Raw genomic sequence first — 15,348 nt, 5'->3', positions numbered from 1 at the left:
CATTCACCTTAACTCCCTGTTGAAGCGATATTCTTCTTTGTCTTGGCCCGCCCGATCCGGCCGGATGCGGCAATGGGCAGTTGCGACAGGTGGCGTTCAGACGCCACCCGGCATGTCGGCGGCCGAGCGGGCGACGCCGCGCGGCGCGGTTGCGGCCTTCCAGGTGGACAGGGCCTTGTTGACCGGCCCCATCGGCGGGCGGCCGACAAAGCGGCCGTGGCCGGGGGTGGCGCGGATGGCGCCGTCCTCGACGGCGACTTCGCCGCGCGCCAGGGTATAGCGGGGCAGGCCCTTGACCTCGCGCCCTTCGAAGACGTTGTACTCCACGACCGACTGCTGGCGCTCCGGCGTGATGGTCGCGGATTTCTCGGGATCCCAGACCACGATATCCGCGTCCGAGCCGGGCAGGATCGCGCCCTTTTGCGGATAGCAGTTCAGGATCTTGGCGATATTGGTCGAGGTGACGGCAACGAATTCGTTGGGCGTCAGGCGGCCGGTGTTTACACCTTCGGTCCACAGGACCGGCATCCGGTCCTCGAGCCCGCCGGTGCCGTTCGGAATCCTGGTGAAATCGTTCAGGCCAAAGCGTTTCTGCTCGATGGTGAAGGCGCAATGGTCGGTCGCCACCACCTGCAACGAGCCCGCCTGCAGCCCCGCCCACAGGCTGTCCTGATGGCGCTTGTCGCGGAAGGGCGGAGACATGACGCGCTGTGCGGCATGGTCCCAGTTTTCATGCCGATATTCGCTGCCGTCCAGAACCAGATGCTGGATCAGCGGTTCGCCATAGACGCGCATTCCCTTCTGGCGGGCGCGGCGGATCGCTTCATGCGCCTGCTCGCAACTGGTATGCACCACATACAGCGGCACGCCGGCCATGTCGGCCAGCATGATGGCGCGGTTCGTGGCCTCGCCCTCGACCTCGGGGGGGCGGGACAGGGCGTGGCCTTCCGGGCCGGTCAGCCCCTCGGACAGCAGCTTTTCCTGCATGGCGGCAACGACGTCGCCGTTCTCGGCATGGACCAGCGCGGTCGAGCCCAGTTCGGCGCAGCGCCGGAACGAGGCAAAGAGTTCCTCGTCGTTCACCATCAGCGCGCCCTTGTAGGCGAGGAAATGCTTGAAGGTGTTGATGCCGCGCCGGGTCACGGCCTGCATCTGGTCGAACATGGTCTCGCCCCACCAGGTGACGGCCATGTGATAGGAATAATCGGCGCAGGCGCCCCTGGCCTTGGCGTCCCAGATCGCCAGCGCGTCCAGCGGCGCCTGCTGCGGATCGGGCAGGCAGAAATCGACGACCATGGTGGTGCCGCCCGCCAGGGCGGCGCGGGTGCCGCTTTCGAAGTCATCGGCCGAGAACGTGCCCATGAAGGGCATCTGCAGGTGCACATGCGGGTCGATGCCGCCCGGCATGACGTAACAGCCCGAGGCGTCCAGCACCTCGTCGCCCTTCAGGTCCGGGCCGATCTCGGCGATCACGCCGTTCTCGACGGCGATGTCCGCCTCATAGCTGCGGTCGGCGGTGATGATGGTCCCGCCCTTGATCACGCGACGCATGATTCCCTCCTTCATTCCACGATTTCGGCGCTTTCCAGCACCGCATGCAGCAGCACGTCGGCCCCGGCCGAGGCCCATTCGCGGCTGATCTCCTCGTCCTCGTTATGGCTGAGTCCGTCCACGCAGGGGCACATGACCATGGCGGTCGGCGCGACGCGGTTGATCCAGCAGGCGTCGTGCCCGGCGCCCGAGATGATGTCGCGATGCGAATAGCCCAGGTCGTCGGCGGCGCGGCGCAGTATGTCCACGCAGGCCGGATCGAAGGTCACGGGGTCGAAATGCCCCACCTGCTCGATCTCCAGCCCCAGCCCCAGTTCCCTGGCGATCCCTTCGGCGCCTTCGCGCAGGCGGCGTTCCATCTCGGTCTGCGTGTCGAAGCTGGGCGAGCGGAAGTCGATGGTGAACACGACCTTGCCCGGCACGATGTTGCGGCTGTTGGGATGGACGTCGCAATGGCCGATGGCGCCGACCGCGTCGGGCTGGTGGCTCATGGCGATCTGGTGGACCAGTTCGGTGATCCGCGCCATGCCAAGGCCCGCATTCCTGCGCATCGGCATCGGGGTCGATCCGGTATGCGCCTCTTGCCCGGTCAGCGTGACCTGCAGCCAGTTCAGGCCCTGGCCATGGGTGACGATGCCGATGTCCTTGCCCTCGGCCTCCAGGATGGGGCCTTGTTCGATATGCAGCTCGAACAGGGCGTGGATCCTGCGCTGGCCGACGGGCTCGTCGCCCTTGTAGCCGATACGGTCCAGTTCCGCGCCGAACTCGCGCCCCTCGGCATCCTTGCGCCCATAGGCCCAGTCCTGCGTGTGGATGCCGGCAAAGACGCCGCTGGACAGCATGGCGGGGGCGAAGCGCGTGCCCTCTTCGTTGGTCCAGTTTACCACGACGATGGGGCGGCGCGTGCGGATGCCCTGATCGCGGATCGAGCGGATCAGCTCCAGCCCCGCCAGCACGCCCAGTACCCCGTCATACTTGCCCCCGGTCGGCTGGGTATCCAGGTGGCTGCCGGTCATCACCGGGTCCAGGTCCGGCTCGGCCCCCTCGTGGCGGGCGAACATGTTGCCCATGGAATCGACGCCCACGGTCATGCCCGCCTCTTCGCACCAGCGTCGGAACAGGTCGCGCCCCTGGCGGTCGGCATCGGTCAGCGTCTGGCGGTTGTTGCCGCCGCGCAGGCCGGGGCCGATCTGCGCCATTTCCATCAGGCTTTGCCACAGGCGGTCGCCATCGACGCGGCGATTGCTGTGCACATCTTTCATGAGGGTCGTCTCCCTTGGCTTGTCCGGCACGCGGAAGCCGCCGCTCCGGTCGGCCGTCATGCAGGCGCATGGGGTCGGGCAGCCCCTTCAGGGCCGCCTGCCGCCCGTGCCGTTCAGCATGAGGCAGGTCCGCAAGACCGCAACTCCCGTTGTTTCCCCGGCAGGCTCCTCCTTCCCGCCGCGGGATGTCGAGAACTATCAGTTCACTTTATCAACCAGTCAATAAAATTATCAAAGGACCGGCAGATCCGCGTATTTCCGCACAAATTCCGAGCTATTGAAGAATTTTCAGGCCATCTGCATAGAAAAAATTTTAGTAGTAGATAAAAAATATGTTTGACACAAAGACGGGACCGATAGCAGTCTTCCCGCTCAGGGAGAGATAACCATGAACATCGCCGTCACGGGTGCAATGCGCCCGAACCCCTTGCCGCGGGGGCTTGATGACCTGTTGTCCGAAGCCTGTCGCATCCGCGACGCGCATTGGGGCCGTGCCGTCACCTATTCGCGCAAGGTTTTCGTGCCGCTGACGAACATGTGCCGCGATACCTGCGGCTATTGCACGTTCGTCAAGCATCCCTCGTCGCCGGAGGCGCGCATCATGACGCCCGAGCAAGTGCTGGCCAGCGCCCGGCGCGGCGAGCGCGAGGGATGCAAGGAATTGCTGTTCAGCCTGGGCGAAAAGCCCGAGCTGCGCTACGAGGCCGCCCGCGACGGGCTGGCGCGGCTGGGCTATGCCCGGATGACCGACTACCTGCGCGACATGTGCGCGCTGGTGCTGGCCGAAACCTCGCTCCTGCCGCATGTGAATGCCGGCACGCTGGCCGATGACGAGATCGAGGCGCTGCGCCCCGTCTCGGCCTCGATGGGCATGATGCTGGAGACGATCAGCCGCCGCCTGACGCGCCGGGGCATGGCCCATCACGCCTGTCCAGACAAGGTGCCCGTGCAGCGGTTGCGCACGCTGGAACGCGCCGGCTTGCGCCGCGTACCCTTTACCACCGGCCTGCTGATCGGCATCGGCGAGACATGGGAAGAGCGTATCGCGGCGCTGCACGCCATCGAGGCCAGCCACCGCCGGCATGGCCATATCCAGGAGGTCATCATCCAGAATTTCCAGCGCAAGCCGGATATCGAGATGGCCGACCACCCCGAGCCCGATCTTGAGGACATGCTGCGCACCATCGCGGCGGCCCGCATCATCCTGTCGCCGGAAATCAGCCTGCAGGCGCCGCCCAACCTGTCCTCGCGCCACATCGCCTATCTGGGCGCGGGGATCAACGATTGGGGCGGCATCTCGCCGGTGACCATCGACTTCATCAACCCGCAGCACGAATGGCCCGAAATCCGGGCGCTGGCCGCATCTTGCAAGACGGCGGGCTTTGCGCTGCGCGAAAGGCTGACCGTCTATCCGCGCTATCTGCTGGACGGCGGCGACTACCTGGACCCGGCGATGCTGTCGCGTGTCTCGGCCATGGCCGGGGCAGGGGGGCTGGCCCGCGCCCAACACCATATCGGAGAAACGCCATGACCATCATCCCCCTGCCGGCGGGCGATCTGTCGGAACTGCGCCACGCCAGCCCCAGGGTCCGGACGATTCTGGAAAAGGTCCTGTCGGGCGGCGAGGCCAGCGAGGCCGAGGGCGTCGCCCTGTTCCGCGCCGAGGGCGCCGACAAGCCCGCGCTCTATGCCGCAGCCGACGAGATGCGCCGCCGCGCCAATGGCGACCGGGTCAGCTTCGTCGTGAACCGCAACATCAACTTCACCAACATCTGCTACATGGGTTGCCGTTTTTGCGGCTTTGCCAAGCGGTCCGAGGATGAGGGCGCCGAATTCCTGAGCCTGGGCCAGGTGGTCGCCCGCGCGCAAGAAGCCTGGGACCGCGGCGCGACCGAGGTCTGCATCCAGGGCGGGCTGCATCCGAAGATGGAGGGCGATCACTATCGCCGCATCGTGCTGGCGATCAAGGATGCGCTGCCCGACATGCATATCCACGCCTTTTCGCCCTTCGAGATCTGGTATGGCGCCTCGAAGTCGAAGATGGGCTATCACGAGTTTCTGGCCGATCTGAAGGCGGCGGGCCTGGGCTCGATCCCCGGCACGGCGGCCGAGATCCTGGATACGGAGATCCGCCAGCAACTGACCAGGAACAAGCTGTCCACCGAACGCTGGGTCGAGATCGTCCGGGCCGCGCATGAGGTCGGCATCCCCACGACCGCGACGATCATGTACGGCCATATCGACGGGCCGGAGCACTGGGCCGCGCATATCGCGCTTTTGCGCAGCATCCAGAAGGATACGGGCGGGTTTACCGAGCTGGTGCCGCTGTCCTTCGTCCATACCGAATCGCCCCTTTACACGCAGGCGCCGGATCGCGTGCGCCCCGGACCGACCGCGGACGAAGTGGACAAGATGCATGCCGTCAGCCGGCTGATGCTGGCCGGCTGGATCGACAACATCCAGGTAAGCTGGACCAAGCTGGGTCCAGCGCGCGCGCAGCAAATGCTGTCGCGGGGCGTCAACGACCTGGGCGGCACGCTGATGAACGAAAGCATCTCGCGTGCCGCGGGTGCCAGCCACGGGCAGGAAATCACCGCGCATGAGCTGGTGCAGATGATCCGCGCCTCGGGCCGCGTGCCCGTGCGCCGCAGCACGGTCTACGACATCCGCGAGGTCTATGACGACCACGACCCGCAGGCGCTGGCCCCCCTGGTCGCGCGCAGCGGCGCCGGGCCCCTGGATTTCCTGAACATGTTCCCCGACCGCATCGAGGCCGCCGAATGACCCGCGTCACCCTGCTTGCCGGCGGCGTCGGCGGCGCCAAGATGGCCGAAGGACTGGCCGCGCTGCCGGGCGTCGACCTGACCGTGATCGGCAATGTCGCCGATGACGACGAGTTTCATGGACTGTGGGTCTCGCCCGATATCGATACGCTGTCCTATAGCCTGGCCGGGCTGATCGACCGCCGGCAGGGCTGGGGCGTCGCGGACGAAGGGCACCGCGCGCTGGAGGTGCTGGCGCGGCTGGGCCAGGATTGCTGGATGTCGCTGGGCGACCGCGATTTCGGCCTGCATATCTGGCGGACCATGCGGCGGATGCGCGGCGACCGGCCCTCGGTCATAGCGGCGGATGCGGCGCGGGCGCTTGGCGTGGGCCCGCGGATCGTCCTGCCGACCGACGACAGGGTGCAGACGCGGGTGCGCACCGATGCCGGCTGGCTCAGCTTCCAGGAATATTTCGTGCGCGAGAAATGCGCCCCCGAAATCCGCGAGTTGCGCCTTGACGGGATCGAGGCCGCCCGGCCGACCCCCGAGGCGCTGGCGGCCATCGCCGAGGCCGAGGCGATCGTGATCGCGCCCTCGAACCCGCTGGTCTCGATCGCGCCGATCCTGGCCGTGCCGGGCATCGCCGAGGGGCTGAGACAGGCCCGCGTACCGCGCATCGCCGTCAGCCCCTTCATCGCCGGCAAGGTGGTCAAGGGGCCGGCCGACCGGATGATGGCCGCACTGGGCCTGCGCGCGGATGCCGTGGGCGTCGCGGAACGCTATGCGGGCCTTGCCGACGTGCTGGTGATCGACGACCTGGACAGCGCCCATTCCGCCGCCATCGCTGCCCGCGGGCTGCATCCGGAATGCCGCCCTATCCTGATGCGGGACCAGGGCGACAAGCAGCGCCTTGCCGCCGAGGTCCTTGAGATCGCGCGAATGCTGGCCGCGCGCGAGGAGGTCGCATGATCCGCCCCGACTGCGCACGGCTGGTGGTCGTGCCGATGAAGGACCCCAGTCGCGCCAAGACCCGGCTGGGCGAGGTGCTGGACCCCTCGCGCCGCGCAAGGCTGGCGGTGACGCTGTTCAAGCTGACCCTGCAGCGGCTTGGCCGTGCGCAGGGCGCGGTGACGCACGGCTTTGACATCGCCACCGTGACCGCAAGCCCCGCAATCGCCAGGCTGGCCCGCGATGCCGGGATCGCGGTGATAGACGAGAGGTCGGCCGACGGTCTGAACGCCGCCGTGACCCTTGCCGCGGACTGGGCGGCGCTACGCGGCTATGCCTCGCTGGGGGTGCTGCCCGGCGACCTGGCCGCGCCGACGCTGGGCGATCTGCTGCGGCTTCTGGATCGTCCCGCCGCGCCGGATCTGGCGGTCGTCTGCGCCTCCGCCGATGGCGGGACCAATGCGCTGATCCTGCCGCTGCCCGCACGAATGCGCTTTCGCTATGGGCAGGGCTCGTTCCGGGCGCATCTGGCCGAGGCCGGCGCGGCGGGGCTGCATACCCTTGCCCCGGCGCTGGGCAGCCTGCGCCATGACGTCGACCGGCGCGAGGATCTGCTGGGCTTTTCGCTGCTGCATCACGCGCCCATGACCGTCGAGGCGCGGCCATGAACAGCGTCACCCTGACCGCCGTGCCCGGAGTGCCCGACATCCAGCCCGGCGACGATCTGGCCGCGATTCTCGGCGATGCCCTGGACCGCGCCGGCCTGTGGCCGGCCGACGGCGATATTCTTTGCGTGGCGCAGAAGATCGTCTCCAAGGCCGAGGGCTGCCTGATCGCCTATGACGGCGTGACGCCCTCGGATCAAGCGGTCGAGCTGGCGCGCGAACTGGGCAAGGACCCGCGCAAGGTGCAGGTGGTGCTGGACGAGACGCGCCGCATCGTGCGCAAGTTCCGCAGCCCCGGCGCGCGCGAGGGCACGATCATCTGCGAGCATCGGTTGGGCTTTGTCTCGGCCAATGCGGCGGTGGACGAGTCGAACATCGGGGCCGAGGGTGCCGCGCTGATCCTGCCCCGCGACCCCGATGCAAGTTGCCGCGCACTGGCCCTGCGGCTGGCGCAGCGCTTTGGCGCCTCGGTCGGGGTTGTGATGACCGATACGTTCGGGCGGCCCTGGCGAATGGGTCAGGTCAATGTCGCCATCGGCCTGGCGGGCGTGCCCGCCACCATCCGCGAACAGGGCAATACCGATGCCTGGGGCCGTGTGCTGCAGGTCACCGAGCCGGCCCTGGCCGACGAGATCGCGGCGGCCTCGGGGCTGGTGGTGCGCAAGAACGCCCGCACGCCGCTGGTCCTGTTGCGCGGGCTGGACTGGACACCCGCCGCCGACAGCCGCGCCACCGACATCATCCGTAAACAGCAGGAGGACATGTTCAGATGACGATTGCCATCATCGGCGGCACGGGACCGCAGGGGCAGGGGCTGGCGCTGCGCTTTGCCATCGCCGGCGTGCCCGTCGCGCTGGGATCGCGCGATGGCGCCCGCGCGGCCGAGATCGCCGCCGAACTGACCGCGCGCCTGCCGCAAGGCGCGGCGCCGATCACCGGCCATGACAACGTCGCCGCGACCGCGGCGGCTGAGGAGATGGTCGTCCTGGCCGTGCCCTTTGCCGCCCATGACGCGACGCTGAAAGCGCTCAAGCCGCATCTGGCGGGCAAGATCCTGGTCGATATCGTCGTGCCGCTGTCGCCCGACGATCCGAAAAAGGTGGCCATGCCCCCCGAGGGCTCGGCCACCGAGGCGGCGCAGGCGCTGCTTGGCCCCGAGATCCCGGTCGTCGGCGCGTTGCACAACGTGTCGGCCAAGACGCTGGGCACGCTGGAATGGCGGATCAATTGCGACATCCTGGTCTGCGGCAACAGCCTCGACGCGCGACGCAAGGTCATGGCGCTGGTCCGCAAGCTGGGGGTCGAGGCCTATAACGCCGGCGACGCGCAGGCGGCCCGCTGCATCGAGGCGATCACTCCGATCCTGATCCGCATCAACATCTCGAAAGACGTGCCTTTCAGCCATGCGGGACTTCGCATCTGGGCGCCCGATCACTGACAGTCAAAAGCAACATCCCAACGGGAGGACAGACATGGAATTCGGTATCTGCTTCAAGGGCTTCGTCGAGCCGAAACGGGCCAGGGCGCTGGTGCGCCAGGCCGAGAACGCGGGCTTTGCCTATTGCTGGTTCTACGACAGCCATATCCTGTGGCGCGAAAGCTATGTCGCCATGGCGATGTGCATGGAACACACCACCACGATGCGCTTCGGCCCCTGCGTGACCAACCCCAACACGCGGGAATGGTCGCATGCCGCCTCGCTTTTCGGATCGCTGGCGAAACAGTCGGGCGGGCGCTTCGACATCGGCCTGGGGCGGGGCGACAGCGCGGTGCGCGTCATGGGCCGCAAGCCCGCGACGCTGGCCAAGCTGGAAGAGTTCACCCAGGTCGTCAAGGCGCTGGTCCGAGGCGAGGCCGTGCAATACGGCGAAACCCCCGAGCCCGTGCAATTCCCCTGGGCCGAAGGCTATGAGCTGCCGGTCTGGATCGGGGCCTATGGTCCCAAGGCGCTGTCCTCGGCCGGGCGCGTCGGCGACGGGCTGATCCTGCAGATCGCCGAGCCCTCGATCGTCAAATGGCTGGCCGACGAGGCCAGGAAGGCCGGCACCGAGGCCGGGCGCGACATGTCGAACTACAAGGTCATGGCCGCCGCCCCCGCCCATACCGGCCCGATGGAGGAGGCGCTGGAAAAGGTGAAATGGTTCCCTGCCATGGTGGGCAACCACGTCGCGGACATCGTCGAGAAATACGGCGCCGATACCGATCAGGTGCCCGCCAGCCTGACCTCGTATATCGAGAACCGGCGCGGCTACGACTATTCCAAGCACGGCCAGAGCGACAACCCGTATCTGGACTTCATCACCGAGGATATCGTGAAAAGCTTCTGCGTGCTCGGCACCCCCGAAGAGCATGTCGAAAAGCTGCGCGAACTGGAAGCGGCCGGCACGACGCAGTTCAATATCTACCTGGACAGCGGCGACGAGGAAAAGATCATCGCCGACTATGCCGCAAAGGTCATCCCGGCCTTTCGCTGAGGCCGGCCCGGCCGCGCGACCCTCGCGCGGCCATCATTTTCGCCGGGCGTGATCTGGCTCCTTGCCCCCGCTTGTGCCTATAAGGCGGGGCCGATGCCCTGTATACGGCACCAAGGACAGCCAGAACGACGGCCCATGACGCAACGCAAGCCCCGCCCCCGAACCCGTATCCAGCGCGAAAAGACCGAACAGATCCTGGCTGCCGCGCTGGATGTCTTTGCCGCCAGCGGCTTTGCCGGCGGGTCGATCAACACCATCGCCAAGGCGGCAGGGGTTTCGACGCCGAACCTGCTGTATTACTTCAAGAGCAAGGAAGAGATCCGCCGCGAATTGCTGGAGCGGACCTTGCAGCTTTGGATGGCGCCGCTGAGCCTGCTCAATCCCAACGGCGACCCGATCGACGAGATCTGCGCCTATATCTCGCGTAAGCTGGAGATATCGAAGAATTTCCCCAAGGAAAGCAAGCTCTTTGCCTATGAGATGCTGAGCGGACTGGAGGAATCGCGCAAGCAGATCTTCGAAGCGCTGAAGGTGCTTTACTATGCCAAGATCGCGGTGATCGAGGACTGGATGAAGTCCGGCCAGATCAACGCCGTCTCGCCGCAGCACCTGATCTTTTCCATCTGGGCCACGACGCAGCACTATTCGGATTTCGATACACAGATCGAGGAACTCTGGCCCGAAAGCTCGGATGCCCGCTATGCCTCGGCCGAGAAGTTCCTGACCGAGATGTATCGGCGCCTGCTCACGCCGAGATGAGGCAGAGATAAGGCAGAGACCCCGGCGATGAAGATCGCCCGCGATGAGACTTCGGCCCATTCGCCCCGGCCTAGCGCTGCGACGGAACCGGGGCCGCTGCCGGGACACGCCCGCGCCGGGCTCGGGATCGGCCATGCCCCCGAGGACCGGCGCCCGATCGCCGATCTCACGGTCGAGGAGGGCATTCTTGTCCCCGCCCTGGCGCGGCGGATGGTAACCACGCCATTGATACCGCTGGTTATGCAGCTTGACGGTCCTTCACGGATGCCCCCGGCGTCCAGTTCCAGGGCAGCAATTCATCCAATCTGTTGATCTTGTGATCGTGGATGCGGTCGAGGATGTCAGCCAGATAGGCCAGTGGGTCGAGACCGTTCAGCTTTGCGGTTTCAATGACTGTCATCGCACGAGCATCAGGCAGGCGGTGCCAATGGCGCGGTTACGTTCAAGCCGGGGATGCGACCGAGAAGCCCCAGCGGTTTTGACGGGCAAAGACCATGCCGCTGCCGATGGCCTTCATCAGTCCGTTCTTGCGGATTTCCCGGCGAGTCTGGAAATGCGCCTTACCATACTCGATCAGTTGCTGCGTGAAGGATATCCGATCCCGGCCGTGCCGCCCCGGATCAGTAGCGGGTATGATCCCGAAGTCTTGGCGCGACTGATCCCGGGCCTCGCGGCGTGATCCCGGTTCCTGCCAACACGCCAGTCTGGCTGGCGGCCGGTGTGACGGTCAATCGGCGCCTCGGGTGTCGTGCATGGCACCGGCTGCTTCTCTCCCTTGGCGGCGGTGCCTGGCTTGTTTTGCGATCAGTGAAGTTCATTTCGCGCTCTGATCTCCGAAAATTGGAGCGTGTAAGAGCGGGGCTGTCCGCAGTCTCCAATGCATGAGCAGGACCACAAGGATCGGCAAGGCCGCGCAGATGGCGAAAAAGCCCCCATAGCCGATACGCTGCGCAATGAACCCGGCGGCCAGCCCCATGAACATGCTCATCACTCCGTCCAGGCATTGGAAAAGCGTGAAGTCCACCCCGCCCTGGCCGGGGTCGGACCAGCGCATGAACTGCGTATAGAGCGCCGTGAAGCCGATGGCCAGCAAGGCCGACCCCGACAGCAGGGCCGACGCGACCATCAAGGCGGGCGGCAGGGCCAAGCCTATGACGCCGCTCGCCAGCAGCAGCATCAGCAGGGCCTGCGAGATCAGCGCCCCGATCATCGTCGTCTCGACGCCCCATCGCCTGACAGCCGCTCCGCCGGCCAGGGCACCGACCAGCCCCAGCACCAGGCTGCCGAACCCGTTCAGGACGCCCACCGTTTCCAGCGATATGCCCAGATCGATCAGAAACGGCCCCAGCATTCCCAGCGATACCTTTTGCGCGAGGACGAACAACCCGGTCAGGATCAACCCGTTGCGGACCTCGGGTCGTGCGAGGGCGCGGCGCATGCTGGGACGCGGCGCCGCGGGCGGGGAAACGGCGCCGCCGCGCGCGGTCAGCGCAAACCAGATCAGCAGCAGGGCGACCAGGGCCGCCATGGACCAGACCGCGATGGCCCAGCCCATCCGCGCGACGATCACCAGAAGCAAGCCGGCGCCGACGGCCGAGCCCGCATAGGCCCCGCCCACCTGCGCGGCATTGCCCCAGCCATGTTCGCTGCGGGCCAGCACGGCGACCGCATGGCCGTCCACGGCGATGTCGACGGTGGCCGTCGCGAGGGCGACCAGCATCAGGCAGGCCAGCGCCGGAAGCAGCGGCACCAGCTCGACCGCGCCCGTCAGCATCAGGCCGGCGACGGCGACCGCGCCGAAAGCAAGCGCCAATATGGCTGTGCGGGCCGCCCGGCCGGGCGGCAGCCGCCAGCCCTCGACCATCGGCGACCACAGGAATTTCAACGCCCATGGCAGGACCAGCAGCGACAAAAGCCCGATCCGGTCCAGCGGCAGGCCCCGCTCGCGCAGGACGGCGGGCAGGCCGCCCCAGGTCAGCCCGCCGATGACGCTTTGCGCGACATAGGCCGCCCAGAGCCCGGACAGGATCGCGGCCTGTCCGTGCCGGGGATCGCGGCCCGCCGGAATCCGCCTCGGCATCAGAAACGACGGCTGAGGCTGGCCGTCCTGGTCCGGCCTTCGTCGCGGTAGCAGTAGCCGGCCGTGCAGGTTTCCTTGGTCAGATCGAACAGGTTCTTGACGTTCAACTGCATTTGGATGCCCGGCGCCTGCGGCACGTCATAGCTGATGCTCAGATCGACGAAGCTGCGGGCGTCGTTCACGATCGTATTCGCGTCGTCGCCATAGCTTTGGCTGACGTAGCGCAGGCCGGCGGCCAAACCCAGGCCAGCCATTGGCCCCGACTGAATGTCGTATTTGCCCCACAGCGACAAGGTGTCGTTCGGCGTGCCAGACAATTCTTTGCCCTGGGTGCCGGTCGCGCCCTTCTCGATCTTGACGCGCTGATGGGCGTAGCTGGCGATCATGCCGAAGCCGTTGTCCCAGTTCGCCTGCGCCTCAAGCTCGATTCCGCGGCTGCTGAGGTCAAGCTGACGTTGACGGTTTTCCCCGGTCGAGACGTCCAGCACGACGCCATCGCGCTGGTCGATCTCGAACAATGCGGCCGAGATCAGCAGATTGGTAGCTTCGGGCGCGTATTTGACCCCGATCTCGCGCTGGGTCGATTGCGTCGGCCGCGTGGCCCGCCGCGTGCCGTCATCTGCCGGGTCATCATAGACAAAGCCGATATTCGGTGCGAAGGAAGTCGAGACACTGCCATAGGCCATCACCCCATTTGCCCATTCATAGCTGAGCGCGAGACGCCCCGACTGTCCGGTGTCGGTCTGTTGGCTCGTCGAATGATCCACCTCGGTCGAGGTAGTTTCGACCCGATCCCAGCGGACGCTGGCATAGGCCTGCCAATTTCCCCAGCGCATCTGGTCATGCACATAGACGCCCAGTTGCCGCGATTTCTGCGCGCTGGTGAAGGGGACGTCCGCCGCAGCCGTTTCCGCCGCCGAAACGTAACCCAGATAGCTGTACGTGTCATAATCGGTTCGGGTCGCGTCCACGCCGGCCAGGATTTCATGCGCGACCGCGCCGGTGTCGACGTTCCAGCGAACGCCATTGTCCAGCACCTGGGTCTCGATTCCCTCGATGTAATGACCCCAATAGCGCGCGAGATCGGTTCCGACCGGATAATGGCCGCTGTATTGAAGATCTATGTCCACCTTGGCGGCGCGGAAATTCTGGCGCAGCGTGACGCTGTCGCTCAGATCGTGTTCGACCTCATAACCGAGGCGCCACTGGTCCTGCTTGAAATCGTTGTATTCCGGATCGCCCTCGTAGATATCCGACACCTCGCCGAAGGCCGGGTTGTAGAAGGCGGCCGTCCCGCCGGTGACAGAATTCGAGATCTCGGCCAGAACGGTCGCGCGCGTCACGCCGTGTCCCAGCTGAGTGCCGGGGCGAAATAGGTCTTGTCGTCCGAATAGCCCGGAAGATCGCTGTTCGATTTCCGCACCAGCCCGGTCAGGCGATAGCTGAATTCGCTGTTCTCACCCAGCGGTCCCGAGAAATCGCCCGCGATCTGTGCGCGGTCATTGGCGCCGGTCGTGGCTTCGATTTCGCGATAGAGTCCGTCCTTCGGTCGCTTGGTGACTAGGTTGACGATGCCGCCCGGTCCGCTGACGCCGTAAAGTGACGAGTTCGGGCCTTTCAGGACCGCGATTCCTTCCAGCCCGTAAGGCTCCGTCTTGAACCACGCGGTGGGCGCGTTGAACTGGCGCAGGCCGTCGCGGAAATTGCCGTTATAATAGGCCGGGAAGCCGCGCAAGAAAAATGCGTCAAACCGCGTGTCGAAGCCGTAGTTGTTCGGATTCGCGGCGGCGGTATAGCCGAGCGCCTCGTTCAACGTCCGCGGCGCTTGGTCCTCGATCTGGTCCTGTGTGACGATGGTGACCGCCTGTGGGATACGGCCGACTGCGGTGTCCAGCTTGGTCGCTGAACGGCTCCTGCCAGGCACATAGCCGTCCTGGACCAGCGTCGTATCACTTTCCGCCTCCAGCACCACGGTATCGAGCACGATGGTTCCCTCCTCGGCGGTGGCGGGCAACGCCAGCGCATTGACAAGTAGGTAGGCGAGCAGGGGTCTGGGCATTTTGTTCCCTCTAAATTGCTGCATCGGGCCCGGCACCTGTTCGCCATCTGGATCGTCCGGTGCGGAAGGCCAGGATCGCGGTAGCGCTGTTATCGTTCCGTCAGCCCAAGGATCGTCATCGGCTATTGATTCCGACAAAAACTGTCAAGTAGCGCCGCGACGATCTTGATTGAAATAATCGATTACCTGTTCAGGCTGTTGCACGAGAGGTTTGCTCCTCTATACGCCGGCGTGCTTTTTTCTGGTGGTGTTTTTGAACCTCTGTGGTCTGCCTACCATCTACGCCGCCATGGTGACGGGATCGGTGGTGAACGCGATGGTCTACCAACGATTCCACTGGATCATGCGGATGGGGGAGGAAGTGCCTGAAGCAGCGAGCGCATCAAGCGGATCGAAAGGAGTATCTTAGATATGATTCTGTATTTCTTGGAATTTCCTTTACGATGATAATTCGTTTTATGTCAATAAACTGACCTATATGCGGCTAGGGTGCGCTATCTGACGTTTCCGCACCGCCCGCCATCGGTCATGCCTTGTCCTGTTTGTGGCTGGGATGGCCTACTTGCTCAGCTTGGCCTTCAGCCGATCCTGGAACCTCTTCGCCTTCTCTATCCTGGCCTGATCGTCCGGTCGCAGGGCTTCGCGGGCCTCTTCATCCGTCAGAATGGGCTTCGAGCCTTCAACCTCTGCCATGACCGACCTGGCTGCGGTTTTCTGTGCTGTAGCCAACTGAGGCAAATGACACTGTTGGTCGTGCATGAACCAGATGACCCCGGCCATTGCGG

General features: G+C 65.5%; 14 protein-coding genes and 1 pseudogene. 8 read left to right on the top strand and 7 right to left on the bottom strand.

From position 1 onward, the window contains the following. Window positions 1–96 precede the first annotated feature (96 nt). Both hydA and ACFOMP_RS16925 read right to left on the bottom strand, forming a co-directional pair. Window positions 97–1,551, bottom strand: a complete 1,455-nt coding sequence (gene hydA, locus ACFOMP_RS16930; RefSeq protein ID WP_379032667.1) for a dihydropyrimidinase — start codon at window positions 1,549–1,551, stop codon at window positions 97–99. A gap of 11 nt (window positions 1,552–1,562) precedes the next feature. Continuing rightward, window positions 1,563–2,813: a Zn-dependent hydrolase gene (locus tag ACFOMP_RS16925; protein WP_011747441.1), complete on the bottom strand. Its 1,251-nt coding sequence runs from the start codon at window positions 2,811–2,813 to the stop codon at window positions 1,563–1,565. A 388-nt stretch (window positions 2,814–3,201) separates the two neighbouring features. Here ACFOMP_RS16925 and cofG point away from each other — a divergent pair, with 388 nt between their 5' ends. The 8 genes from cofG (at window position 3,202) to ACFOMP_RS16885 (ending at window position 10,424) form a co-directional block, all read left to right on the top strand. Beyond that, on the top strand, window positions 3,202–4,344 hold the full coding sequence (gene cofG, locus ACFOMP_RS16920; RefSeq protein ID WP_104493779.1) for a 7,8-didemethyl-8-hydroxy-5-deazariboflavin synthase CofG: 1,143 nt from the start codon (window positions 3,202–3,204) through the stop codon (window positions 4,342–4,344). Beyond that, a complete protein-coding gene (gene cofH, locus ACFOMP_RS16915; RefSeq protein ID WP_379032663.1) occupies window positions 4,341–5,597 on the top strand; it encodes a 5-amino-6-(D-ribitylamino)uracil--L-tyrosine 4-hydroxyphenyl transferase CofH in 1,257 nt (418 codons plus the stop codon). The genes cofG and cofH overlap by 4 nt, the downstream gene beginning before the upstream one ends. Next, a complete protein-coding gene (cofD, locus tag ACFOMP_RS16910) occupies window positions 5,594–6,547 on the top strand; it encodes a 2-phospho-L-lactate transferase (protein WP_104493777.1) in 954 nt (317 codons plus the stop codon). Before cofH ends, cofD begins: the two co-directional genes overlap by 4 nt. Further along, complete coding sequence (gene cofC / locus ACFOMP_RS16905; RefSeq protein ID WP_285050705.1) at window positions 6,544–7,194, top strand: 2-phospho-L-lactate guanylyltransferase; 651 nt, start codon at window positions 6,544–6,546, stop codon at window positions 7,192–7,194. The genes cofD and cofC overlap by 4 nt, the downstream gene beginning before the upstream one ends. Beyond that, a complete protein-coding gene (gene cofE / locus ACFOMP_RS16900; protein WP_011747446.1) occupies window positions 7,191–7,964 on the top strand; it encodes a coenzyme F420-0:L-glutamate ligase in 774 nt (257 codons plus the stop codon). Before cofC ends, cofE begins: the two co-directional genes overlap by 4 nt. Then, complete coding sequence (npdG, locus tag ACFOMP_RS16895) at window positions 7,961–8,629, top strand: NADPH-dependent F420 reductase (protein ID WP_011747447.1); 669 nt, start codon at window positions 7,961–7,963, stop codon at window positions 8,627–8,629. The genes cofE and npdG overlap by 4 nt, the downstream gene beginning before the upstream one ends. Window positions 8,630–8,663: 34 nt before the next feature. Beyond that, window positions 8,664–9,665 carry a TIGR03842 family LLM class F420-dependent oxidoreductase gene (locus ACFOMP_RS16890; protein ID WP_285050708.1) on the top strand — a complete coding sequence of 334 codons (1,002 nt, stop codon included), beginning with the start codon at window positions 8,664–8,666 and terminating at the stop codon, window positions 9,663–9,665. A 135-nt stretch (window positions 9,666–9,800) separates the two neighbouring features. Further along, complete coding sequence (locus tag ACFOMP_RS16885) at window positions 9,801–10,424, top strand: TetR family transcriptional regulator C-terminal domain-containing protein (RefSeq protein ID WP_233902056.1); 624 nt, start codon at window positions 9,801–9,803, stop codon at window positions 10,422–10,424. A 238-nt stretch (window positions 10,425–10,662) separates the two neighbouring features. Here the strand turns inward: ACFOMP_RS16885 and ACFOMP_RS16880 are convergent. The 5 genes and pseudogenes from ACFOMP_RS16880 to ACFOMP_RS16860 form a co-directional block, all read right to left on the bottom strand. Then, window positions 10,663–10,833, bottom strand: a pseudogene (locus ACFOMP_RS16880) (transposase domain-containing protein); the annotation flags it as partial. Between the two features lie 405 nt (window positions 10,834–11,238). Beyond that, window positions 11,239–12,504 (bottom strand): MFS transporter, encoded by a 1,266-nt coding sequence (locus tag ACFOMP_RS16875; RefSeq protein ID WP_379032651.1) that lies wholly within the window; start codon window positions 12,502–12,504, stop codon window positions 11,239–11,241. Further along, window positions 12,504–13,847 carry a TonB-dependent receptor domain-containing protein gene (locus tag ACFOMP_RS16870; RefSeq protein ID WP_379032648.1) on the bottom strand — a complete coding sequence of 448 codons (1,344 nt, stop codon included), beginning with the start codon at window positions 13,845–13,847 and terminating at the stop codon, window positions 12,504–12,506. The genes ACFOMP_RS16875 and ACFOMP_RS16870 overlap by 1 nt, the downstream gene beginning before the upstream one ends. Beyond that, window positions 13,844–14,563: a TonB-dependent receptor plug domain-containing protein gene (locus tag ACFOMP_RS16865; protein ID WP_379032645.1), complete on the bottom strand. Its 720-nt coding sequence runs from the start codon at window positions 14,561–14,563 to the stop codon at window positions 13,844–13,846. The genes ACFOMP_RS16870 and ACFOMP_RS16865 overlap by 4 nt, the downstream gene beginning before the upstream one ends. A gap of 558 nt (window positions 14,564–15,121) precedes the next feature. Further along, window positions 15,122–15,348 (bottom strand): hypothetical protein (locus tag ACFOMP_RS16860; RefSeq protein WP_379032642.1); only part of this gene is annotated, 227 nt, incomplete at its 5' end.

Origin of the sequence: Paracoccus simplex (genome assembly GCF_042648325.1) — a bacterium.
Taxonomy (GTDB): Bacteria; Pseudomonadota; Alphaproteobacteria; order Rhodobacterales; family Rhodobacteraceae; genus Paracoccus; species Paracoccus simplex.
This window is presented reverse-complemented; position numbering and strand designations above follow the sequence as displayed.

What these genes read in the sequence shown, in the direction of transcription:
- hydA (WP_379032667.1), bottom strand. Translation starts at nt 1,551, where the DNA reads ATGCGTCGCGTGATCAAGGGCGGGACCATCATCACCGCCGACCGCAGC.
- ACFOMP_RS16925 (WP_011747441.1), bottom strand. Translation starts at nt 2,813, where the DNA reads ATGAAAGATGTGCACAGCAATCGCCGCGTCGATGGCGACCGCCTGTGG.
- cofG (WP_104493779.1), top strand. Translation starts at nt 3,202, where the DNA reads ATGAACATCGCCGTCACGGGTGCAATGCGCCCGAACCCCTTGCCGCGG.
- cofH (WP_379032663.1), top strand. Translation starts at nt 4,341, where the DNA reads ATGACCATCATCCCCCTGCCGGCGGGCGATCTGTCGGAACTGCGCCAC.
- cofD (WP_104493777.1), top strand. Translation starts at nt 5,594, where the DNA reads ATGACCCGCGTCACCCTGCTTGCCGGCGGCGTCGGCGGCGCCAAGATG.
- cofC (WP_285050705.1), top strand. Translation starts at nt 6,544, where the DNA reads ATGATCCGCCCCGACTGCGCACGGCTGGTGGTCGTGCCGATGAAGGAC.
- cofE (WP_011747446.1), top strand. Translation starts at nt 7,191, where the DNA reads ATGAACAGCGTCACCCTGACCGCCGTGCCCGGAGTGCCCGACATCCAG.
- npdG (WP_011747447.1), top strand. Translation starts at nt 7,961, where the DNA reads ATGACGATTGCCATCATCGGCGGCACGGGACCGCAGGGGCAGGGGCTG.
- ACFOMP_RS16890 (WP_285050708.1), top strand. Translation starts at nt 8,664, where the DNA reads ATGGAATTCGGTATCTGCTTCAAGGGCTTCGTCGAGCCGAAACGGGCC.
- ACFOMP_RS16885 (WP_233902056.1), top strand. Translation starts at nt 9,801, where the DNA reads ATGACGCAACGCAAGCCCCGCCCCCGAACCCGTATCCAGCGCGAAAAG.
- ACFOMP_RS16875 (WP_379032651.1), bottom strand. Translation starts at nt 12,504, where the DNA reads ATGCCGAGGCGGATTCCGGCGGGCCGCGATCCCCGGCACGGACAGGCC.
- ACFOMP_RS16865 (WP_379032645.1), bottom strand. Translation starts at nt 14,563, where the DNA reads ATGCCCAGACCCCTGCTCGCCTACCTACTTGTCAATGCGCTGGCGTTG.